The organism is Pseudomonas sp. NBRC 111143, from assembly GCF_001320965.1.
GTDB classification, from domain to species: domain Bacteria; phylum Pseudomonadota; class Gammaproteobacteria; order Pseudomonadales; family Pseudomonadaceae; genus Aquipseudomonas; species Aquipseudomonas machongensis.
On sequence record NZ_BCBT01000003.1, the window covers coordinates 73671 to 93050 of the forward strand.

Annotated in this window: 23 protein-coding genes; 9 read left to right on the plus strand and 14 right to left on the minus strand. The window is 64.2% G+C overall.

Translation table 11 applies throughout. The features are described 5' to 3' along the window. Nucleotides 1-59 precede the first annotated feature (59 nt). Genes rsmD through APH44_RS02730 form a run of 3 tightly spaced genes read right to left on the minus strand, consistent with a single transcriptional unit; the run spans nucleotide 60 to nucleotide 3500 of the window. On the minus strand, nucleotides 60-653 hold the full coding sequence (gene rsmD / locus APH44_RS02720) for a 16S rRNA (guanine(966)-N(2))-methyltransferase RsmD (RefSeq protein WP_054891158.1): 594 nt from the start codon (nucleotides 651-653) through the stop codon (nucleotides 60-62). Beyond that, entirely contained in the window at nucleotides 653-2152 is a 1500-nt protein-coding gene (locus APH44_RS02725; protein WP_054891159.1) for a pitrilysin family protein, read from the minus strand. Before APH44_RS02725 ends, rsmD begins: the two co-directional genes overlap by 1 nt. Next, nucleotides 2145-3500, minus strand: a complete 1356-nt coding sequence (locus tag APH44_RS02730; RefSeq protein ID WP_054891160.1) for a pitrilysin family protein — start codon at nucleotides 3498-3500, stop codon at nucleotides 2145-2147. The genes APH44_RS02725 and APH44_RS02730 overlap by 8 nt, the downstream gene beginning before the upstream one ends. Before the next feature lie 230 nt (nucleotides 3501-3730). Here APH44_RS02730 and ftsY point away from each other — a divergent pair, with 230 nt between their 5' ends. From ftsY to rpoH, 4 genes are all read left to right on the plus strand, one after another. After that, a complete protein-coding gene (gene ftsY, locus APH44_RS02735) occupies nucleotides 3731-5224 on the plus strand; it encodes a signal recognition particle-docking protein FtsY (protein ID WP_054891161.1) in 1494 nt (497 codons plus the stop codon). Further along, entirely contained in the window at nucleotides 5221-5892 is a 672-nt protein-coding gene (ftsE, locus tag APH44_RS02740) for a cell division ATP-binding protein FtsE (RefSeq protein WP_011531723.1), read from the plus strand. Before ftsY ends, ftsE begins: the two co-directional genes overlap by 4 nt. Next, nucleotides 5889-6914: a permease-like cell division protein FtsX gene (gene ftsX / locus APH44_RS02745; protein ID WP_054891162.1), complete on the plus strand. Its 1026-nt coding sequence runs from the start codon at nucleotides 5889-5891 to the stop codon at nucleotides 6912-6914. Before ftsE ends, ftsX begins: the two co-directional genes overlap by 4 nt. Before the next feature lie 111 nt (nucleotides 6915-7025). Further along, on the plus strand, nucleotides 7026-7880 hold the full coding sequence (gene rpoH / locus APH44_RS02750; RefSeq protein ID WP_054891163.1) for an RNA polymerase sigma factor RpoH: 855 nt from the start codon (nucleotides 7026-7028) through the stop codon (nucleotides 7878-7880). Nucleotides 7881-7958: 78 nt separating this feature from the next. Here rpoH and mtgA read toward each other — a convergent pair whose 3' ends face one another. After that, entirely contained in the window at nucleotides 7959-8669 is a 711-nt protein-coding gene (mtgA, locus tag APH44_RS02755) for a monofunctional biosynthetic peptidoglycan transglycosylase (protein ID WP_054891164.1), read from the minus strand. A 64-nt stretch (nucleotides 8670-8733) separates the two neighbouring features. Here mtgA and APH44_RS02760 point away from each other — a divergent pair, with 64 nt between their 5' ends. The 4 genes from APH44_RS02760 (at nucleotide 8734) to trmB (ending at nucleotide 10988) form a co-directional block, all read left to right on the plus strand. Beyond that, entirely contained in the window at nucleotides 8734-9105 is a 372-nt protein-coding gene (locus APH44_RS02760; protein ID WP_054891165.1) for a DUF423 domain-containing protein, read from the plus strand. A 102-nt stretch (nucleotides 9106-9207) separates the two neighbouring features. After that, nucleotides 9208-9408, plus strand: coding sequence for a sulfur carrier protein ThiS (thiS, locus tag APH44_RS02765; RefSeq protein WP_054891258.1), 201 nt, complete (start codon nucleotides 9208-9210; stop codon nucleotides 9406-9408). 53 nt (nucleotides 9409-9461) lie between these two features. Next, nucleotides 9462-10256: a thiazole synthase gene (locus APH44_RS02770; protein WP_054891166.1), complete on the plus strand. Its 795-nt coding sequence runs from the start codon at nucleotides 9462-9464 to the stop codon at nucleotides 10254-10256. 9 nt (nucleotides 10257-10265) lie between these two features. After that, entirely contained in the window at nucleotides 10266-10988 is a 723-nt protein-coding gene (gene trmB, locus APH44_RS02775) for a tRNA (guanosine(46)-N7)-methyltransferase TrmB (protein ID WP_054891167.1), read from the plus strand. Between the two features lie 55 nt (nucleotides 10989-11043). Here the strand turns inward: trmB and APH44_RS02780 are convergent, their stop codons facing one another. The 9 genes from APH44_RS02780 to APH44_RS02820 form a co-directional block, all read right to left on the minus strand. Beyond that, a complete protein-coding gene (locus tag APH44_RS02780) occupies nucleotides 11044-11370 on the minus strand; it encodes a DUF3392 family protein (protein WP_054891168.1) in 327 nt (108 codons plus the stop codon). A 9-nt stretch (nucleotides 11371-11379) separates the two neighbouring features. Beyond that, nucleotides 11380-12558, minus strand: a complete 1179-nt coding sequence (gene hemW / locus APH44_RS02785) for a radical SAM family heme chaperone HemW (protein WP_054891169.1) — start codon at nucleotides 12556-12558, stop codon at nucleotides 11380-11382. Further along, on the minus strand, nucleotides 12555-13151 hold the full coding sequence (gene rdgB / locus APH44_RS02790; protein WP_054891170.1) for an RdgB/HAM1 family non-canonical purine NTP pyrophosphatase: 597 nt from the start codon (nucleotides 13149-13151) through the stop codon (nucleotides 12555-12557). The genes hemW and rdgB overlap by 4 nt, the downstream gene beginning before the upstream one ends. Continuing rightward, nucleotides 13148-13582 (minus strand): DUF4426 domain-containing protein, encoded by a 435-nt coding sequence (locus APH44_RS02795; RefSeq protein ID WP_054891171.1) that lies wholly within the window; start codon nucleotides 13580-13582, stop codon nucleotides 13148-13150. The genes rdgB and APH44_RS02795 overlap by 4 nt, the downstream gene beginning before the upstream one ends. A 24-nt stretch (nucleotides 13583-13606) precedes the next feature. Next, nucleotides 13607-14227, minus strand: a complete 621-nt coding sequence (gene metW, locus APH44_RS02800; RefSeq protein WP_054891172.1) for a methionine biosynthesis protein MetW — start codon at nucleotides 14225-14227, stop codon at nucleotides 13607-13609. 7 nt (nucleotides 14228-14234) lie between these two features. Further along, on the minus strand, nucleotides 14235-15374 hold the full coding sequence (locus APH44_RS02805; protein WP_054891173.1) for a homoserine O-acetyltransferase: 1140 nt from the start codon (nucleotides 15372-15374) through the stop codon (nucleotides 14235-14237). Nucleotides 15375-15462: 88 nt separating this feature from the next. Further along, nucleotides 15463-16053 (minus strand): YggT family protein, encoded by a 591-nt coding sequence (locus tag APH44_RS02810; RefSeq protein WP_054891174.1) that lies wholly within the window; start codon nucleotides 16051-16053, stop codon nucleotides 15463-15465. A gap of 10 nt (nucleotides 16054-16063) precedes the next feature. Next, nucleotides 16064-16882 (minus strand): pyrroline-5-carboxylate reductase, encoded by an 819-nt coding sequence (gene proC / locus APH44_RS02815; RefSeq protein ID WP_054891175.1) that lies wholly within the window; start codon nucleotides 16880-16882, stop codon nucleotides 16064-16066. Nucleotides 16883-16920: 38 nt separating this feature from the next. Continuing rightward, nucleotides 16921-17607: a YggS family pyridoxal phosphate-dependent enzyme gene (locus APH44_RS02820; protein WP_054891176.1), complete on the minus strand. Its 687-nt coding sequence runs from the start codon at nucleotides 17605-17607 to the stop codon at nucleotides 16921-16923. 65 nt (nucleotides 17608-17672) lie between these two features. Between APH44_RS02820 and APH44_RS02825 the strand changes: the two genes are divergently transcribed. After that, nucleotides 17673-18674: a type IV pilus twitching motility protein PilT gene (locus APH44_RS02825; protein WP_054891177.1), complete on the plus strand. Its 1002-nt coding sequence runs from the start codon at nucleotides 17673-17675 to the stop codon at nucleotides 18672-18674. A gap of 56 nt (nucleotides 18675-18730) precedes the next feature. Here the strand turns inward: APH44_RS02825 and APH44_RS02830 are convergent, their stop codons facing one another. Next, on the minus strand, nucleotides 18731-19363 hold the full coding sequence (locus APH44_RS02830) for a C40 family peptidase (protein ID WP_054891178.1): 633 nt from the start codon (nucleotides 19361-19363) through the stop codon (nucleotides 18731-18733). Nucleotides 19364-19380: the final 17 nt, after the last annotated feature.

The window sequence follows — 19380 nt, forward strand, 5'->3', positions numbered from 1 at the left end:
GAGCAGCTTCGATCAGAGGGCTTGGCGCCAGGTGTTATCTATATCTGGTACTGATGGTGTCAGCTACGCTGCCAAAGGGCGTAGTTCACCTGACCCGTTTTCTTTTCCCGGTGCAAGCGCCAGTTGCCGGGCATCGGCAAGCTGGAGGGCGAGGCTTCGCTTTCGGTATAGATCCAGGCCTGTTCTCGCAGCCACTGATGCTCTTCCAGCAGGTTGCACACGTCTGCCAGCAGGTCCTTGTGGAAGGGCGGGTCGAGGAACACCACATCGAACTGCTGCTTGGCCGGGCCGCCGAGATAGCGCAGGGCGTCGGTCTGCAGGATCTGCCCACGGGGGCAGCGCAGCAATTCGAGGTTGTGCTTGAGGTTGGCGATGGCTGCAGGGTTGCTGTCCAGTGCCACCGCATCGTCGGCGCCGCGCGAAAGGGCTTCGAGCACCAGCGCGCCGCTGCCGGTGAAGGCGTCCAGTACGCGGGCGCCTTCGATGTAGGGGGCCAGCCAGTTGAACAGGGTCTCACGCACGCGATCGGGTGTCGGGCGCAGGCCTTCGCCCTCGGGCACCGCCAGGCGACGGCTGCGCCACTCGCCGGCGATGATGCGCAGGTGCCCAGCTCCCTTGCTTTGGGTCTGGGCGGGGTTGGAGGGTCTTGCCATCAGTGCTCCGGTACGCCGAGCGGTTGCTCGGACGGTTTGTCTGTGGGCGGTGGCAGCGGCTTTTGCGGCACGCTCGGGCCTGCGGTGACGATCACCAGCTTGTCCACCGCCAGGTGCTTGTTCATCGCCGCCTTGACCTGCTCGACGGTCAGCGCCTGGGATTGTTGCATGAAGTCTTCGAGCCAGGTCAGCGGCAGGTTGTAGAAGCCGATGGCGCCCAGTTGGCCAACGATGCTCGCGTTGCTGGCATTGGAGAGCGGGAAGCTGCCGGCCAACTCACGTTTGGCATCGTCCAGCTCTTGCTGGGTCGGGCCGTTCTTCAGGTAGTCGGCGAGGATGTCCTGGACCAGCTTGAGCGTGCCTTCGCTGAGTTCGGCGCGCGTCTGCAGGTTGATCATGAACGGGCCGCGCACCTGCATCGGGCTGAATACCGAGTACACACCGTAGGTGAGGCCGCGTTTTTCACGCACTTCGCTCATCAGGCGCGTGCCGAAGGCGCCGCCGCCGAGGATCTGGTTGCCCAGCGACAGTGCTGGCCAGTCAGGGTCCTGGCGAGTGATGCCCAGTTCGGCGAGCATCAGGTGGGTCTGCTTGGACGGGAAATCGATATGAGTCGCGCCCGGCTTGGGCTCTGCTGGTTCGCCAGGGCCGGCCAGTGCCGGACCCTTGGGCAGGGTGGCGGAGAGCTGCGCCGCGATGGTTTCGGCTTCACTGCGGCTGAGGTCGCCGACCAAGGCGATCACGGCATTGCCGGCAGCGTAGGCCTTGGCGTGGAAGTCGCGCAGTTGTGCCTGGCTGATACCCGGGATGCTTTCGGCGCTGCCGTCGCTGGGGTGGGCGTAGGGATGGCTGCCGTAGAGGTTGGCGAACAGCGCCTTGCCGGCCAGCTTGCCAGGGTTCTGCTTCTCGTACTCGAAGCCGGCCAGCAGCTGGTTCTTGATGCGCTTGAGGGCATCTTCGGGGAAGGTCGGCTTGCCGACCACGTCGGCGAACAGTTTCAGCGCCGGGTCGCGTTTGTCCGGGGCGCTCAGGCTGCGTAACGAGGCGATGGCCATGTCGCGGTACGAGCCGTTGCCAAAGTCGGCACCGAGCCCCTCGAAGCCTTGGGCGATCGCGGTGACGTCCTTGCCGGCCACACCCTCGTTGAGCATGGCGTTGGTCAGGGTGGCCAGCCCGGAGACGTTGCCGTCCTGGCTGCTCCCTGCGGCGAAGGTCACGCGCAGGTCGAACATCGGCAGCTCGCGGGCTTCGACGAACAAGACCCGCGCGCCTTCGGCGGTGGTCCAGTTCTGGATGTTCAGCTGGCGTCGGCTGGGGGATTTGCCGTCGAGCTCGGCCAGCGACTGCAGGGTGTTGGCCGGGCGTGCGGCGTTGCTGTCGGGCTGACCGGCGGCATTATCCGATTGCGCCGGGCGGGCCAGCAGCAGGGCCAGCGCCACGATCGCAGCCAGAATGCCGAGGCCGAACAGGGTATAGCGGGGGGCGCTGCGATCACTCATGAGCGGACTCCTCGGGCAGAACATGGGCAACGCTCAGGCGTTCGCGGGTGAAATAGGTGCGCGCGGCGTCCTGGATGTCCTGTGGAGTGACGCGCTTGAGGTCGTCCAGCTCGCTGTCGATCAGCTTCCATGAAAGGCCCACGGTTTCCAACTGACCGATGGTGGTGGCCTGGCTGCTGATCGAGTCGCGGTCGTAGACCAGGCCGGCGATGACCTGGGCACGCACGCGTTCCAGTTCTTCTGCAGTGGGTGGCGTGTTCTTGAGCTCGTCCAGCAACTGCCAGACGCCCTTCTCGACGTCGGCGAGGGTTTTCTGCTTCTGCACGTTGGGGGTGGCGGAGATCAGGAACAGGCTGTCACCCCGGGTGAAGGCGTTGTAGCTACTCGAGGCACCGGCCACCAGCTCCTGGCCGCGCTCGAGGCGTGCCGGCATGCGCGCACTGTAGCCGCCGTCGAGCAGCGCCGAGATCAGGCGCAGGGCCTGGGCGCTGCGTGGGTCCTTGGCGGTGGCCAGGCCTGGGACGTTGAAGCCGTAGATCAGGCTGGGCAGCTGGGTGCGTACGTGAAGAGTGAGCTGGCGCTGGCCGGGTTCGGCCAGTTCCAGTGGCAGTTTGGCGGGAGGAATGGCGCGTTTGGGGATGGCGGCGAAGTACTTGTTCGCCAGGCCCTTGACCTCATCGACGGTGACATCGCCCACCACCACCAGCGTGGCGTTGTTCGGTGCGTACCAGGATTCGTACCAGTGGCGCAGTTCCTCGACCTTCATCCGCTCAAGGTCGGCCATCCAGCCAATGGTCGGGGTGTGGTAGCCGCTGGCCGGGTAGGCCATGGCGCGGAACAGTTCGAAAGCCTTGGCGTTGGGCTGGTCGTCGGTGCGCAGGCGGCGCTCTTCCTTGATGACTTCGATTTCACGGCTGAACTCGTCGGCCGGCAGGCGCAGGCTGGCCAGGCGGTCGGCCTCGAGCTCCAGGGCTACCGGCAGGCGGTCGCGGGCCAGCACTTGGTAATAAGCGGTGTAGTCATCGCTGGTGAAGGCGTTTTCCTCGGCGCCGAGGTCGCGCAGGATGCGCGAGGCTTCGCCCGGACCGACCTTGGCGCTGCCCTTGAACATCATGTGCTCAAGCGCATGCGACAGACCGGTCTGGCCTGGCGTCTCGTAGCTGGAGCCGACCTTGTACCAGATCTGCGATACCACCACTGGCGCACGATGGTCTTCGCGCACTACGACCTTCAGGCCGTTGTCGAGGATGAATTCGTGGGTCGGTTGCGTATCGGCGGCCAGGGCCGCAAGCGGCAGGCAGAGCGTGCCGAGCAACAGGCCAGCGGCGCGGCGGGCTAGAGCATTCATACGATGGATAACCTGTACGACGGCCCGCGGGGTTTAGCGTAGGCGGGCCAGGAGGTGCTAGGATACTGATCCGGTTGCCTGGCGACCATGCCTGTCGCCGTTCTGGCCCACAGGACACTACGACAAAACGTTGCGCATGAACCAGCCGGCTTCAAGAGAGTCTGTTCTGCGTATAGAGAATTCCCGATGCCCAATGATGGTGCATCGCTACCCTGAGATAGCCGTCTTCCATGTTTGGTTCCAACGACGACAAGAAAGCGCCGGCCGAGGCCGGTGAAAAGAAAGGCCTGTTCGGCTGGTTTCGCAAGAAGCCGCAGCAACCTGTCGCCGAACAGCCGCAAGCCCTCGAGCAGCCCGTTAACGAGCCGGTAGCGCCAGCCACGCCCGTCGAGCAGGCCGTTGTCGCTCCGCCCGAGCCGGTTGCCGCCGATGCGCCGGTTGTGCCAGATGAAGTGCCGCCGTCGGTAGAGGCTTCCCAGGCCATACCTGCGCAGCCCATCGAGGTCGAAATCCCGGCCCCGGTGGCTGCGCCGGTCAGCAGTCTGGTACTGCCTGTCGCCGAGGAACCCGTGGCGCTGGTCCCTGACCTGGAACCGAGCGAACCGCCAGTCATTCCCGAGCGCCCTGTCGCGATCCCTGATCCTGTGGCCGCGGTTGTCGTCGAGCCTGAGCCGGTAGTTGTCACGCCCGTGGCCGAGGCGCCTGCGCCTGCACCGGTGGAGCCCCAGCCCGAGCCTGCCCTTGTCGAGCCAGAACCCGTGGTTGCCGTGGTTGCCGCTGCCGAGCAGTCCAAGCCCGGCTTCTTCGCCCGCCTCAAGCAGGGCCTGTCCAAGACCAGTGCCAGCATTGGCGAAGGTATGGCCAGCCTGTTCCTGGGCAAGAAGGTCATCGACGACGACCTGCTCGACGAGATCGAGACTCGCCTGCTCACTGCCGACGTAGGCGTCGAGGCCACTTCGCTGATCGTCCAGAATCTCACACAGAAGGTCGCCCGCAAGCAGTTGGCAGACGCCGATGCACTGTACAAGTCGCTGCAGGAAGAGCTGGCCGCGCTGCTGCGTCCGGTCGAGCAGCCTCTGAAGATCGAAGCCCAGAGCAAGCCCTATGTGATCCTTGTCGTCGGCGTGAACGGCGCAGGCAAGACCACTACCATCGGCAAGCTGGCCAAGAAGCTGCAACTCGAAGGCAAGAAGGTCATGCTCGCTGCCGGCGATACGTTCCGTGCGGCTGCGGTAGAGCAGTTGCAGGTCTGGGGCGAGCGCAACCAGATCCCGGTGATCGCCCAGCACACCGGCGCCGATTCGGCCTCGGTGATCTTCGATGCCGTGCAGGCCGCCAAGGCCCGTGGCGCCGACGTGCTGATCGCCGACACCGCCGGACGTCTGCACACCAAGGACAACCTGATGGAAGAGCTGAAGAAGGTCCGTCGGGTCATCGGCAAGCTCGACGCTGACGCGCCGCACGAGGTCCTGCTGGTGCTGGACGCGGGCACCGGACAGAACGCCATCAGCCAGGCCAAGTACTTCAACCAGAGCGTCGAGCTGACCGGCCTGGCCCTGACCAAGCTGGACGGCACTGCCAAGGGCGGTGTTATCTTCGCCCTGGCCAAGCAGTTCAGCCTGCCGATCCGCTTCATCGGGGTCGGTGAGGGTATCGACGATCTGCGCACCTTCGAGGCCGAACCCTTCGTCAAAGCCCTGTTTGCCGAGCGTGAGCACCCATGATCCGATTCGAGCAGGTCGCCAAGCGCTACCCCAATGGCCATGTCGGCCTGCATGAGCTGAGTTTCCGGGCACGCCGGGGCGAATTCCTGTTCGTCACCGGCCACTCCGGCGCGGGCAAGAGCACCTTGCTGCGCCTGCTGCTGGCGATGGAGCGCCCGACCAGCGGCAAGCTGCTGCTGGCCGGCCAGGACCTGGGTCAGATCAGCAATGCGCAGATCCCGTTCCTGCGCCGCCAGATCGGCGTGGTGTTCCAGAACCACCAACTGCTGTTCGATCGCACCGTGTTCAACAACATCGCATTGCCGCTGCAGATTCTCGGGCTGTCCAAGGCAGAGATCGCCAAGCGCGTGGATTCGGCGCTGGAGCGCGTGTCGCTGTCGGACAAGGGCGAGCTGTTCCCCGCTGACCTGTCGACCGGTCAGCAGCAGCGCGTGGGCATCGCCCGTGCCATCGTCCACCAGCCGGCGCTGCTGCTGGCGGACGAACCCACCGGTAACCTCGACCCGCGGCTGGCCGCAGAGATCATGGGCGTGTTTGAAGACATCAACCGCCTGGGCACCACGGTGCTGATCGCCAGCCACGACCTGGCGCTGATCGCGCGCATGCGTCACCGCATGCTTACGCTTCAGCGCGGACGACTGATCGGCGATGGGGAGGCCGGACAATGAGCACTACGCGTACGCCAAAGGTCTCCGAGCGCGTTGCGCCCAAGGCCGCTGACCCGAAGCCGGAAAAACAGCGCGGTGGCCATGATGACGATGGCCCGGATTTCCGCACCCTGTTGAACGCCTGGCTGGAAAGCCATCGCGCCAGCCTCGCCGACAGCCTTCGCCGCCTGGGCAAGCAGCCAATCGGCAGCTTCTTCACCTGTCTGGTGATGGCTGTGGCACTGAGCATGCCCATGGGCCTGTCGCTGCTGCTGAAGAACGTCGAGAAGCTTGGGGGTTCCTGGCAGCGCGCAGCGCAGATCTCGCTTTATCTCAAGCTCGATGCGGGTAGCAAGGAAGGAGAAGCGCTGCGCGATGAGATCAAGGGCATGCCCGGCGTGGCCGAGGCGACCTACGTCAGCCGCGAGCAGGCGCTGCAGGAGTTCCAGCAGCAATCCGGCCTGGGCGAGGCCTTGCGCGAGTTGCCGGACAACCCGCTGCCGGGTGTGGTGGTGGTCACGCCGACCGAAGTCGACAAGCCGGCGCTCGAAACCTTGCGTCAGCGCCTGTCGGAATTGCCGCGGGTCGAAGTGGCTCAGTTGGATCTGGTCTGGGTCGAGCGCCTGGCGGCGATCCTCAAGTTGGGTGACCGTTTTGTCTTCGGCCTGGCGGTCATGCTGATTTCCGCACTGCTTTTGGTAATTGGTAACACAATTCGGCTGCACATCGAGAACCGCCGTGTCGAGATCGAAGTGATCAAGCTGGTCGGCGGTACCGACAGCTACGTGCGGCGCCCCTTCCTCTACATGGGAGCCTTGTACGGCCTGGGTGCGGGCGTGTTGGCATGGGGCATCCTGGCGTTTGGCCTGAACTGGCTGAACGACGCGGTTGTCGGGCTTTCCGGGCTGTACAACAGTGACTTCGCCCTGGGCGGGGTACCGGGGTCCGATGGTCTGTCACTCTTGATTGGTGCGGTGCTCTTGGGGTATATCGGTGCTTGGATTGCGGTCGCTCGCCACCTGAACGAGCTTGCACCGCGATAATGCTTTCTTGCCAGCATTGACTTTTTTTCATCCAGGAACTTCTTTCATGGTTCCGGGGTCAATGATGGCAGTGCCCACAAGGCACGAGTCCAGTGAGTCGGAGGTACTTGAATGACCACTTCGTTGCAACCTGCCTATGCCCTGGTGCCCGGTGCGAACCTGGAAGCCTACGTGCACACGGTCAACAGCATTCCGCTGCTGACGGTCGAGCAGGAGCGTGAACTGGCCGAGCGTCTCTATTATGAGCAGGATCTTGAGGCCGCTCGGCAAATGGTGATGGCCCACCTGCGTTTCGTCGTACATATCGCCCGCAGCTATGCCGGCTACGGGTTGGCCCAGGCTGACCTGATCCAGGAAGGCAACGTCGGCCTGATGAAGGCGGTCAAGCGCTTCAACCCCGAGATGGGCGTGCGCCTGGTGTCCTTCGCCGTGCACTGGATCAAGGCAGAGATCCACGAGTTCATCCTGCGTAACTGGCGTATCGTCAAGGTCGCCACCACCAAGGCGCAACGCAAGCTGTTCTTCAATCTGCGCAGCCAGAAGAAGCGTCTGGCCTGGCTTAATAACGATGAAGTGCACCGTGTCGCCGAAAGCCTGGGCGTCGAGCCTCGGGAAGTGCGCGAGATGGAAAGCCGCCTGAGCGGTCAGGACATGGCCTTCGATCCGGCAGCCGATGCCGACGACGACAGCGCCTTCCAGTCGCCTGCGCACTACCTTGAGGATCACCGCTACGATCCTGCCATGCAGCTCGAGGATGCCGATTGGAACGACAACTCCAGCAGCAACCTGCATGAGGCACTCAGTGGCCTGGATGAGCGCAGCCGCGACATTCTCTATCAGCGCTGGCTGGCCGAGGAAAAGGCCACGCTGCACGAGCTGGCAGAGAAGTACAGTGTATCGGCCGAGCGGATTCGTCAGCTCGAGAAGAACGCGATGAGCAAGGTCAAGGCACTGATCACGATCTGATCGGCGCCCTGACTGAAAAGCCGCCTGTCCCTCGCGGGGCAGGCGGCTTTTTGTTGGTCGCATGGGACTGCAAGCGCATCAAGGCTTGCGTGCGCTCTCCAACTGCATCAGGTAACTGGTTCCCCCGAGCTGACTCATCTGCCGTCGAATCCATCCCGCTCGGCTGGCGACATAGGTGCTCGGGCGGCTGGCACTCCACTTGATCGGGCTGGGCAGCACTGCAGCGAGCTGGCTGGCCTGTTGGCGAGTGAGGCGACTGGCATCGACGCCGAAGTGATAGCGCGCCGCTGCCTGGGCACCGAATACGCCCGGACCCCATTCGGCGCTGTTGAGGTAGACCTCGAGGATCCGCTCCTTCGACCAGAACAGCTCCATCAGGCCAGTGAACCAGGCCTCCAGACCTTTGCGAAACCAGCTGCGCCCCGACCACAGGAACAGGTTCTTCGCCACTTGCTGGGAGAGCGTGCTGGCGCCGCGGATACTGCCGCCGCGCTCGTTATGTGCCAGCGCCGCCTGGATCGCGGGAATGTCGAAACCCCAGTGGTTGGCGAAGTGCTGGTCCTCGCCCGCGATAACGGCCACCTTGAGCTCGTCGGAGATCTCGTCCCAGGGCGTCCAGTCGCGCTGCAGGTCGATCGGCTCGCCACTGAACCAGGACTGCACCTTGCGTTCGACCATCAACGCAGTGCCCGGTGGTGGCACCCAGCGCAGCGCGAGCACCAGCACAATGCTGCCGGCAGCGAACCAGAGCAGTGCGCGGGCGAGACGGCGGATCAGGGATGACAGCATGTCGATAGCTTGGCCGGACCGATGGAACGGGCCATTATACAGACCCCTCTCGAGGAGTCGTCCCATGCTTCGCAGCTTCCTGATGCTCGCCGCGTTCTTTGGCTTTACGGGTGTGGCCCTGGGTGCCTTTGCCGCACACGGCTTGAAGAACCGTCTTACCGCCGATTACCTGGCGATCTTCCACACCGGCGTCACTTATCAACTGGTCCATGCCCTGGCGATCCTGGCGGTCGCGCTGCTTTCGGTACACTTGCCGGGGCGTCTGGTCGGCTGGGCGGGCGGGCTGTTCGCAGTCGGTATCCTGCTGTTCTCCGGCAGCCTTTACGTGCTGACCCTCACCGGGTTGGGCAAGCTTGGCATCATCACCCCCATCGGCGGCCTGTGCTTCCTCGCCGGCTGGCTGTGCCTGGGGCTGGCAGCCTGGCGCCTGGGCTGACCAAGCGGTCGGGAATCGCGACTAATGGCGTGTGTCGCCCTTGGGTTGCAAGGCTGATCGGGGCTAGAATGCGGGCCCCAATGAACGATGGTGGCCGTGCGCATGCGCATTCAACTGAACGGTGAACCTTACGAACTGCCTGCGGGCGAGAGCGTCGCGGCCCTGCTGGGCCGGCTGGAGCTGGTCGGGCGTCGTGTGGCGGTGGAGCTGAACCTGGACATCGTGCCGCGCAGCCAGCACGAAAGCACCCTGTTGAACGAGGGTGACCAGGTCGAAGTGGTCCACGCCATCGGTGGCGGCTGACGCTTCTGCCGTGCCCCACCCGCAAGTCCCGCAACCTTTCCAGAGGAACAACGATGAGCAACGTTCGTAGCGACAAGCCCTTCACCCTGGCCGGACGCACTTTCCAGTCGCGCCTGCTGGTCGGCACCGGCAAGTACCGTGACATGGAAGAAACCCGCCTGGCCATCGAAGCCTCGGGTGCCGAGATTGTCACCGTCGCCGTGCGCCGTACCAACCTCGGCCAGAACCCGGGCGAGCCGAACCTGCTCGATGTGCTGCCGCCGGACCGCTATACCATTTTGCCGAACACCGCCGGTTGCTATGACGCCGTCGAAGCCGTACGCACCTGCCGCCTGGCCCGTGAGCTGCTCGATGGCCACAACCTGGTGAAGCTGGAAGTGCTGGCCGACCAGAAGACTCTGTTCCCCAACGTGATCGAAACCCTCAAGGCTGCCGAAGTGCTGGTCAAGGACGGTTTCGACGTGATGGTCTACACCAGCGACGATCCGATCATCGCCCGTCAACTGGCCGAAGCCGGCTGTATCGCCGTGATGCCGCTGGCGGGCCTGATCGGTACCGGGCTCGGGATCTGCAACCCCTACAACCTGCAGATCATCCTGGAAGAGTCCAAGGTGCCGGTACTGGTCGACGCCGGTGTAGGTACCGCCTCCGACGCCACCATTGCCATGGAAATGGGTTGCGAAGCCGTGCTGATGAACTCCGCTATCGCGCACGCCCAGCAGCCGGTGATGATGGCCGAAGCGATGAAGCACGCCATCGTCGCCGGTCGCATGGCCTATCTGGCCGGGCGTATGCCGAAGAAACTCTATGCCAGCGCCTCGTCGCCGCTGGATGGTCTGATCAAGTAAGAGCCCCTGATGACTGAATCGCAAGAAACGCCGATCACCGCTGAAGGCGAAGAGCGCCCGCACCGCCGCATCAAGAGTTTCGTGATGCGCGCAGGCCGCATGACTGAAGGCCAGCAACGTGGCCTTGATCAGGGTGGCCCGCTGTTTATCCTGCCCCTGGCCGACAGCCCGGTGGATTATGACCAGGTGTTCGGCCGCTCGGCACCGCGCACCCTGGAGATCGGCTTCGGCATGGGGCACTCCCTGCTGGAGATGGCCGCTGCTTCGCCTGAGCTGGACTTCATTGGCGTGGAAGTGCACCGCCCGGGTGTTGGCGCGCTGCTCAACGGCGTGTTGACTCAAGGGCTGAAGAACCTGCGGGTGTACGACTGCGATGCCATCGAGGTGCTCAACCGCTGCGTGGCCGACAACAGCCTCGATCGCCTGATGCTGTTCTTCCCCGATCCCTGGCACAAGGCGCGCCATCACAAGCGCCGCATCGTCCAGCCCGAGTTCGCCGAGTTGGTACGGCGCAAACTCAAGGTCGGCGGTGTGTTCCACATGGCCACCGACTGGGAGCCCTATGCCGAGCACATGCTGGACGTGATGAAGGTCGCGCCGGGCTACCGTAACCAGGCGGCTGACGGCGCTTACGTGCCGCGGCCTGAAGAGCGGCCGATCACCAAGTTCGAGCGTCGCGGCGAGCGGCTCGGGCATGGCGTCTGGGATTTGAAGTTCGAGAAGCTGGACTGATCGAAAAAACGCCCTGAGAAGGGCGTTTTTCATTTGGCTGGCCTGTACGCGTGGGTTAACCGCGACGATCCGCCACCACGCCGATGAGCACCAGCACCACCAGCAGCACCGGCGCCAGCGCATAGTTGTTGAATTGCGCCAGCGCCTTCACCACCCAGGGCGTGGCATAGATCAGCGCCGCGCCGCTGCCGATCATCACCAGCAGCGCCATGAAAGGCACGCGCAGGGCGCCAGCGAGGCCCCCCAGGCGCTGATCGACCCAGCCTTTGAGGTCGGTGCCGAACAACACCAGCAAACACCCCACGAGCGCCAGCGAAATTTCTGACAGGTTGCTGCGGCTCCAGCGGGAAACGGTCGAGAGCAGGTCAAGTACCAGGTCCATGGGTCATCCTTAATTCAAGAAGTACTGCAGCAGGTCGTTGAGGAACAACTGGCCCCGCGGTGTCGCCGCCAGTCGATCGGGTTCGACCTGCAGTAGGCCCTTTTGTTCGGCAGCGCGGCGTGCTTCTGCCAACTGTGCCAGCGGCAGGCCGGTGCGTCGGGTGAAGAGTTCGGCCTCCACGCCATCGGTCAGGCGCAGGGCATTCATCAGGAATTCGAACGGCAGCTCATCGGCGGGCAACAGCTTCTCGCCGGCTTTGAAGGGCTTCGCCGGGTTGAGGTAGTCCTTGGGCAGGCGGGTCTTCCAGGTGCGCAGGATACGCCCGTCGGGGAACGACAGCTTGCCGTGCGCTCCCGCACCGATGCCGATGAAGTCGCCAAAGCGCCAGTAGTTGAGATTATGCCGTGCTGCGCGTCCTGGCTGGGCGTAGGCCGAAACTTCGTACTGGTGGTAGCCATGTTCGGCCATCAACGCTTGGCCGGCCTCCTGGATGTCCCAGAGGATGTCGTCCTCGGGCAGCTCGGGCGGCTGGTTCCAGAATACGGTGTTCGGTTCCAGGGTGAGCTGGTACCACGACAAGTGCGTAGGCGCGAGTGCGATGGCCTGGCCCAGGTCACCCAGCGCCTCGTCCAGCGACTGGTCCGGCAGGCCGTGCATCAGGTCCAGGTTGAAGTTGTCGAAACCTGCTGCGCGGGCCATGTCTGCAGCGCGCACGGCCTCATCGCCGTTGTGGATGCGCCCGAGCTTTTCGAGCTTGCTCGGCTGGAAGCTCTGCACACCTATGGATAGACGGTTGATGCCGGTCTGGCGGTAGGCCTTGAACTTGTCCTGCTCGAAGGTGCCGGGGTTGGCTTCGAGGGTGATCTCGATGTCCGGGGCGAACGGGATCCGTTGCTCGATGCCTTGCAGCAGGCGCCCCAGCGAGGCGGCACTGAACAGGCTTGGCGTGCCGCCGCCGAAGAAGATCGTGCTGATCTGGCGGCCCTGCACCGCAGGCAGTTCCTGGTCCAGGTCGGCGAGCAGGGCGTCGATGTAGTCGTCTTCGGGCAGCGTCGGGCCGGCCTGGTGCGAGTTGAAGTCGCAATAAGGGCACTTGCGCACGCACCAGGGGATGTGGATGTACAGCGACAGCGGCGGGCGCTCTGGAAGGATCAGGCCCGCCGGCTGCAGGGACGGCTGTTCGGTCATGCCAGGCCCAGACGCTGACGCAGCAAGGCCATGGCGCGGGCGCGATGGCTGAGCTGGTTCTTCTCGAGCGGTGCGAGGTCGGCGCTGGAGCAGTTTCGCTCCGGTACCCAGAACAGTGGGTCGTAGCCGAAGCCATGGTCGCCGCTGGCCTCGAACAGGATGCGACCGTGCCACAGGCCTTCGCAGAGAATCGGCAGAGGGTCGTCGGCATGGCGCACCAGGGCCAGGACGCAGACGAACTGCGCGCCGCGCTGCTCCTCGGGCACGTCCTTCAGGGCATCGAGCAGCTTGGCGTTGTTCGCCGCATCACCCTTGCCGTCGGCGTAGCGAGCCGAGTAGATGCCCGGTGCGCCGCCCAGGAAGTCCACCGCCAGGCCCGAGTCGTCGGCCAGTGCCGGCAGACCGGAAAGGCGCGCGGCGTTGCGGGCCTTGAGAATGGCGTTCTCGACGAACGACAGGCCGGTCTCCTCCGGCTCGACCTGGCTGAATTCGCCGATCGAGCGCAGTTGCACGGAGCCGCCAAGCATGGCCTGGAGTTCTTTCAGTTTGCCGGCATTGTGGCTGGCCAATACGAGTTGCTGGAAATTCATCATTCGCCTGGGAACACTTCCTGGTTGAAGCTGAGTGTGTGGCTGAGGCCGCCGGTTTCGATGTTGAGGTCGAAGGTCAGGGTTTCAGCCTGTGCGATCTTGAACTGGGCGATGTAGTACACCGCACCTTGGTCGGTGATCTGCCTGAACGACAGCGGGCTGCTGCGGCCGGTGAGGTCCTTGACCGTGCCGCTGACCACCGCCGTGCCAGGCTTGCCGGCCTTGAGCACAGCGATGTTGAGCACGCCCTGATTCTTGCTGCGGACAAGGCCGGTGGCTGCGGCGATGTCCGGTTGCAGCATGCTCGAAGTGAAAGCGCTGTAGTGCACCGTGACGTCGCCGAAGTCCTGCTTGCGCTCGGGACGGACGGCATCGGCAGCCAGCACTGGCCAGGCCACGCACAGGCTGATCAGCAAGAGAGCGAGACGACGCATGGTGCCATTCCTCCGATAGGTGGATCAGACCGCGACCTGGTGCTCCTGCAGCCCAGGACTGCTGACCCGATAGATGCCGATCTCTCCCAGAAGATTAGGCCAAAGCCGACCGCCCCACCCGTTGCGGTGACGGTTGTCGACGGCCAGGCGATCGATCACCTTGGCATTGCGCTCGTGGCACAGGTTCTCGAAGTCTTCGAAGGTGCAGAAGTGGATGTTCGGGGTGTTGTACCAGGTGTAGGGCATGAAGTCCGACACCGGCATGCGTCCTTTGGTGGCCAGGTACCAACGGCAGCGCCAGTGGCCGAAATTGGGGAAGGTGATGATGCACTGGCGGCCTACCCGCAGCATCTCGTCGAGAATGCGGTCGGGGTATTCCACGGCCTGCAGGGCCTGGGTCATGACCACCACGTCGAAGCTGTTGCTGGCAAAGTTGCCCAGGCCCTTGTCCAGGTCTTGCTCGATGACGTTGACGCCCTTGTTTACGCACTCGGCGATGTTGTCGGCGTCGATCTCCAGGCCATAGCCGGTGACGTTCTTGCGATCACGCAGCGAGGCCAGCAGTTCGCCATTGCCGCAGCCCAGGTCGAGTACCCGGCTGCCGGCGGGGATCCAGTCGTGGATGATTTCCAGGTCGGCTCTCATGCGGTCCTCAGAGGGTGATGCGGTTCATGTAGTTCGCGAAACCCTGCATGTAGCGCGGGGTCGGGATGAGGAAGGCGTCGTGGCCGTAGGGCGAGTCGATGTCCAGGTAGCAGACGTTCTTGCGCGCAGCCATCAGGGCATCGACGATCTCGCGCGAGCGTGCTGGCGAGAAGCGCCAGTCGGTGGTGAACGACATGATGCAGTAATGTGCGGTGACATGCGCCAGCGTGGCGGCCAGGTCGCCATCGTGGGCGGCGGCCGGGTCGAAGTAGTCCAGCGCCTTGGTCATCAGCAGGTAGGTGTTGGCATCGAAGCGCCCCGAAAACTCCTCGCCCTGGTAGCGCAGGTAGCTCTCGACCTGGAACTCGACGCTGTGGAAGTCGTAGTTGAGCTTGTCGCTCTTGAGCTCCCGGCCGAATTTCTCGCCCATCGAGTCGTCGGACAGGTAGGTGATGTGCCCGACCATGCGCGCCAGCATCAGCCCGCGCTTGGGGATCACGCCCTGGTCCTGGAACGAACCGCCGTGGAACTCGGGGTCGGTGAGGATGGCCTGGCGTGCCACTTCGTTGAAGGCGATGTTCTGGGCCGACAGCTTGGGCGCCGAGGCGATGTCCACGCAGTGGCGCACGCGATCGGGGTAGGTGATGGTCCACTGCAGCGCCTGCATGCCGCCCAGGCTACCGCCGACGATGGCGGCCCAGGTCTGGATGCCGAGGCGATCGGCCAGGCGGGCCTGGCTGTGTACCCAGTCTTCCACGGTCAGGACCGGGAAGTCCGCGCCATAGGGCTTGCCGGTAGCCGGGTTGAGGCTGCTCGGGCCAGTGCTGCCATTGCAGCCGCCGAGGTTGTTCAGGCTGACCACGAAGAAGCGGTTGGTGTCGATCGGCTTGCCCGGGCCGATGCAACTGTCCCACCAGCCCGGCTTGCGGTCGGTGGCGGCATGGTAGCCGGCGGCGTGGTGGTGACCGGACAGTGCGTGGCAGATCAGCACGGCATTGCTGGCGCTGGCGTTGAGCTGGCCATAGGTTTCGTAGATGAGTTCGTACGAGGCCAGCGCGCGGCCACAGGCCAGGGCCAGCGGTTCATCGAACCGGGCGATCTGGGGGGTTACCAGACCGACGGAATCTTCGGGAAAGACAGTGGACATCGACCCTGCTCACGCTTGACGGAAGCGTAAGTCTAAAGAGCGCTACCCCCAGCGGCAAGCAAAGGCTGCCGCTGGATGACGCGGTGGTTCAGATCATCCGCCACAGCTGTTCCGGCATGCCGGCATAGGCAGCCAGTTGTGGCATCAGGAACGACTGGATCACCTGGATGGCGATGAAGGCGAAGATCGGCGAAATGTCCATGCCGCCGAGGTTGGGCACCAGGCGGCGGAACGGCGCCAGCACTGGCTCGCTGATCTGGTAGGCCAGTTCGGCGGCGGGGTTGTGGCTGTTCGGCGCGACCCACGAGACGATCACCATGACGATCATCGCGACCCAGAAAATCTTCAGGAACAGCGAGGTGATGCCGAGAATCGCCCACATCAGCAGGTGCAGGATGTCGCCGAAGGTGCCGTAGGTGACCATCAGCACGAAGGCCATCAGCAGCGCCTGGATCACGATCGCCAGCAGCAGCGAAGAGGTGTCCAGGCCAGCGATGCTGGGAATGACCCGGCGGATCGGCTTGAGCAGCGGTTGGGTGGCGCGCACGGCGAACTGGCTCAGCGGGTTGTAGAAGTCGGCCTTGACCAGTTGCAGCACGAAGCGCAGCAGGACGATCACCAGGTACAGGCTGACCAGGGTTTGCACCACGAAGATCGCGGCGTCGGACAGTGCATTCATCGACAGCTCCTTATTTGCCCAATTGTTCGGCCAGCTCGGCGGAGCGCGTGGCCGCAGCCTGCAGCGCCTGCTCGACGATGGCCTCGAAACCGTTGGCCTGGAACGACTTGATCGCCGCTTCGGTCGTGCCGGCCGGCGAGGTCACGCGGCGGCGCAGTTCGGCGGCATCGACATCGCTGGCAACCGCCATGTGCGCGGCGCCCAGGGCCGTCTGCAGGGTCAGTTGCGAGGCGGTTTCACGCGGCAGACCGAGCTTCTCGCCGGCAGCGGTCATGGCCTCGATCAGCAGGAAGAAATACGCCGGGCCGCTGCCGGAGACCGCAGTCACGGCGTCCAGTTGTTGCTCCTGTTCCAGCCACAGGGCGGTGCCGACCGCAGTCAGCAGTTGCTCTGCCTGCTGGCGTTGTTCGCCGGAGACCTGAGCGGTGGCGTACAAGCCGCTGGCACCTTGGCGCAGCAGCGATGGCGTGTTGGGCATGCAGCGCACCACCGGGATTTCGCCCAGCCAGCTCTGCAGGCTCTGGCAGGTGATGCCGGCAGCGATGGAGACCACCAGTTGGCCCGGCGCCAGGGTTGGTTTCAGGGTCTCGCACACGGCTTTCATGACCTGTGGCTTGACCGCCAGCACGATCACGTCCACGCCATCGATGGCCTGGGCGTTGCTTTCGAAGGTTTCGATGCCGTGCTCGGCCTTGATCCGGGCGCGGGTCTCGGCACCCGGGTCGCTGGCGCGGATCTGCGCGGCGTCCAGGCCCTGGGCGCGCAGGCCGCCGATCAGGCTGGCGGCCATGTTGCCGGCGCCGATGAAGGCAATACGAGTCTTGCTCATGTCAGGTCCTTGAAGGAGAGAGTGAGTAAAGCATGGAATCAGGGCTGGCCGTAGTCGCGGGCGCCGAACAGGGCGGTGCCGATACGGACCCAGGTCGCACCCTGGGCGATGGCCGCTTCCAGGTCGTGGCTCATGCCCATGGACAGCGTGTCCAGGCCAAGGCCCAGATTTTCCTGTAACTGGCGCAGGCGGGCGAAGGCGGCCTCCTGGGTAGCGCGGTCGTCGCTGGGCTCGGGAATCGCCATGAGCCCGCGCAGACGCAGGTTGGGCAGTTCGGCCACGGCCTGGGCCAGTGCCGGCAGATCGGCCGGGGTGCAGCCGGATTTGCTGTCTTCGCCGCTGACGTTCACCTGCAGGCAGACGTTCAGCGCTGGCAGGCCGCTGGGGCGCTGCTCGCTCAGGCGTTGGGCGATTTTCAGGCGATCCACGCTGTGTACCCAGTCGAAGTGTTCGGCAATGGCCTTGGTCTTGTTCGACTGGATGGGGCCGATGAAGTGCCAGATCAAGGGCAGGTCGCGCAATTCATCTTGCTTGGCCAGGGCTTCCTGCAGGTAGTTTTCGCCGACGTCGCGTACGCCAGCGGCGTGGATTTCGCGAATGGCGCTGGCGGGTTTGGTCTTGCTCACGGCCAGCAGGTGCACGCTGGCGGTGTCGCGTCCAGCGGCTCGGGCCGCGTTGTCGATGCGTTCGCTGATAGCGCGAAGGTTGTCTGCTAGGGTGGACATGGATCGATGCCGGCAGCTCAGTGGTGTGCGGCATTCTACCTGCTTGATGGCCTTTGGGGAGTCTCATGGATGTGACCGACCTGTTGGCCCGGGCCGTGGCAGCGGGGGCTTCGGACCTGCACCTGGCTGCGGGCGAGGCGCCGCTGTGGCGCCTGGATGGCGAATTGCAGCGCCTGGCGTTGCCTGCTTTGCAAAGCGAAATGATCGAGAAAGGCTTGGCAGCCTGGCTCGATGCTGATCAGCGGCGCCTGTGGCTGGCGGCTGATGAAATCGATCTGGCCCTTGATCTGCCTGGGCTTGGCCGTTTTCGTCTGAACCTGTACCGGCAGTATCGGGGATTGGCCGCAAGCCTGCGGCTGATACCTGCACAGATGCCAACGGTCGAAGAACTCGACCTCATGGAAGTGTATCGAGTCATTGCCCAGTGCCGTGATGGTCTGGTGCTGGTGGGTGGTCCGACCGGCAGTGGCAAGTCCAGCACCCTGGCTGCGTTGATCGCGCAGATTGATCGTGAGCGCTCAAACCACATCCTCACATTGGAAGATCCGGTCGAATTCGTGCACCGCGCCGAGCGCTGCCTGATCACTCAGCGCGAGATCGGCCGCCACAGTCGCGATTTTGCCCAGGGGTTGCGCAGTGCCCTGCGCCAGGATCCGGATGTGATCATGATCGGGGAATTGCGTGACCTGGATACCATTCGTCTGGCGCTGCGAGCGGCGCAGACCGGGCATCTGGTGCTGGCCACGGTGCATACGCGAACAGCGGCGAGCAGCATCGATCGCCTGGTGGACGTGTTCGCCGCCGAAGAGAAGCCGCTGGTGCGCGCCATGTTGGCCGAGTCGTTGCGTCTGGTGGTGGCGCAGGTGCTGGTGCGTCGGGTGGGTGGTGGCCGGGTGGCGGCGCGGGAGGTATTGGTGGCGACGCCAGCGGTGCGCAACCTGATTCGCGAAGGGCGGATGGCGCAGTTGCAGTCGGTGATGCAGACCGGCACGGCGCAGGGGATGGCGACGATGGAAGGGGCGATGCAGGCGTTGACGAAGCGGGGAGTGATCGACGGGGCAGGGTGAAACTGCTGGCCTCTTCGTGGGTTTGCCCGCGAAGAGGCCAGCGAGAGAAACCTACATCAACGCTTGGCCAGCCGCAGCGCCTCCTGCTCCTTGGGCAGCACGCGCTTGGCAACCACATAATGCTTCTGCCAGTACGGCTTCTCGAGGCTGTCGATGCTCACCCGCTTGCCGGTGCGCGGCGCGTGGATGAAGCGGTCGTTGCCAAGGTAGATGGCAACGTGATTGACCCGACGGCTCTTGATGTTGAAGAAGATCAGGTCGCCGGGCTTGAGGTCATCCCGCGCCACTTTCACGCCATGCCCTTGGGCCATGGCGTTCGAGGTGCGCGGCAGATCGACGTCGGCGACATCGTTGAAGGCGTACTTGACCAGCCCGCTGCAGTCGAATCCCTTGCCAGGCGTGCTACCGCCCCAGCGGTAGGGGGTGCCGAGCACGTTGACGGCACGGCTGAGTACTTCGCTGCTCTGCTTGGGCGACATCGCCGCCACTTTCAGCGCGTGGTTCTTCGCGGCATTTGCCGGACGCGCACGCAGGCTGACCTGCTTGGCGGGGGTGCGTTTCACGGAAACATCGGCGTTGGAGGTGTAGCCAGTGAATCCGTTGGGGAGTCGTTGCTCACGGTTGGTGGCGTGGGCGGCCAGGGGTAACAATAGGCAGAGGGTCAGCCATGTCTTGAAGAAAGGCGGCATAGTTGAAGCTCTTTATG

Coding starts and splice junctions, on each gene's coding strand:
- APH44_RS02780 (WP_054891168.1), bottom strand. CDS start 11,370: ATGGACCTGGTACTTGACCTGCTCTCGACCGTTTCCCGCTGGAGCCGC.
- APH44_RS02730 (WP_054891160.1), bottom strand. CDS start 3,500: ATGAATGCTCTAGCCCGCCGCGCCGCTGGCCTGTTGCTCGGCACGCTC.
- APH44_RS02825 (WP_054891177.1), top strand. CDS start 17,673: ATGGATGTGACCGACCTGTTGGCCCGGGCCGTGGCAGCGGGGGCTTCG.
- trmB (WP_054891167.1), top strand. CDS start 10,266: ATGACTGAATCGCAAGAAACGCCGATCACCGCTGAAGGCGAAGAGCGC.
- APH44_RS02760 (WP_054891165.1), top strand. CDS start 8,734: ATGCTTCGCAGCTTCCTGATGCTCGCCGCGTTCTTTGGCTTTACGGGT.
- hemW (WP_054891169.1), bottom strand. CDS start 12,558: ATGACCGAACAGCCGTCCCTGCAGCCGGCGGGCCTGATCCTTCCAGAG.
- rdgB (WP_054891170.1), bottom strand. CDS start 13,151: ATGATGAATTTCCAGCAACTCGTATTGGCCAGCCACAATGCCGGCAAA.
- ftsX (WP_054891162.1), top strand. CDS start 5,889: ATGAGCACTACGCGTACGCCAAAGGTCTCCGAGCGCGTTGCGCCCAAG.
- thiS (WP_054891258.1), top strand. CDS start 9,208: ATGCGCATTCAACTGAACGGTGAACCTTACGAACTGCCTGCGGGCGAG.
- APH44_RS02805 (WP_054891173.1), bottom strand. CDS start 15,374: ATGTCCACTGTCTTTCCCGAAGATTCCGTCGGTCTGGTAACCCCCCAG.
- rpoH (WP_054891163.1), top strand. CDS start 7,026: ATGACCACTTCGTTGCAACCTGCCTATGCCCTGGTGCCCGGTGCGAAC.
- metW (WP_054891172.1), bottom strand. CDS start 14,227: ATGAGAGCCGACCTGGAAATCATCCACGACTGGATCCCCGCCGGCAGC.
- ftsY (WP_054891161.1), top strand. CDS start 3,731: ATGTTTGGTTCCAACGACGACAAGAAAGCGCCGGCCGAGGCCGGTGAA.
- APH44_RS02770 (WP_054891166.1), top strand. CDS start 9,462: ATGAGCAACGTTCGTAGCGACAAGCCCTTCACCCTGGCCGGACGCACT.
- APH44_RS02810 (WP_054891174.1), bottom strand. CDS start 16,053: ATGAATGCACTGTCCGACGCCGCGATCTTCGTGGTGCAAACCCTGGTC.
- mtgA (WP_054891164.1), bottom strand. CDS start 8,669: ATGCTGTCATCCCTGATCCGCCGTCTCGCCCGCGCACTGCTCTGGTTC.
- rsmD (WP_054891158.1), bottom strand. CDS start 653: ATGGCAAGACCCTCCAACCCCGCCCAGACCCAAAGCAAGGGAGCTGGG.
- APH44_RS02725 (WP_054891159.1), bottom strand. CDS start 2,152: ATGAGTGATCGCAGCGCCCCCCGCTATACCCTGTTCGGCCTCGGCATT.
- ftsE (WP_011531723.1), top strand. CDS start 5,221: ATGATCCGATTCGAGCAGGTCGCCAAGCGCTACCCCAATGGCCATGTC.
- APH44_RS02830 (WP_054891178.1), bottom strand. CDS start 19,363: ATGCCGCCTTTCTTCAAGACATGGCTGACCCTCTGCCTATTGTTACCC.
- APH44_RS02820 (WP_054891176.1), bottom strand. CDS start 17,607: ATGTCCACCCTAGCAGACAACCTTCGCGCTATCAGCGAACGCATCGAC.
- APH44_RS02795 (WP_054891171.1), bottom strand. CDS start 13,582: ATGCGTCGTCTCGCTCTCTTGCTGATCAGCCTGTGCGTGGCCTGGCCA.
- proC (WP_054891175.1), bottom strand. CDS start 16,882: ATGAGCAAGACTCGTATTGCCTTCATCGGCGCCGGCAACATGGCCGCC.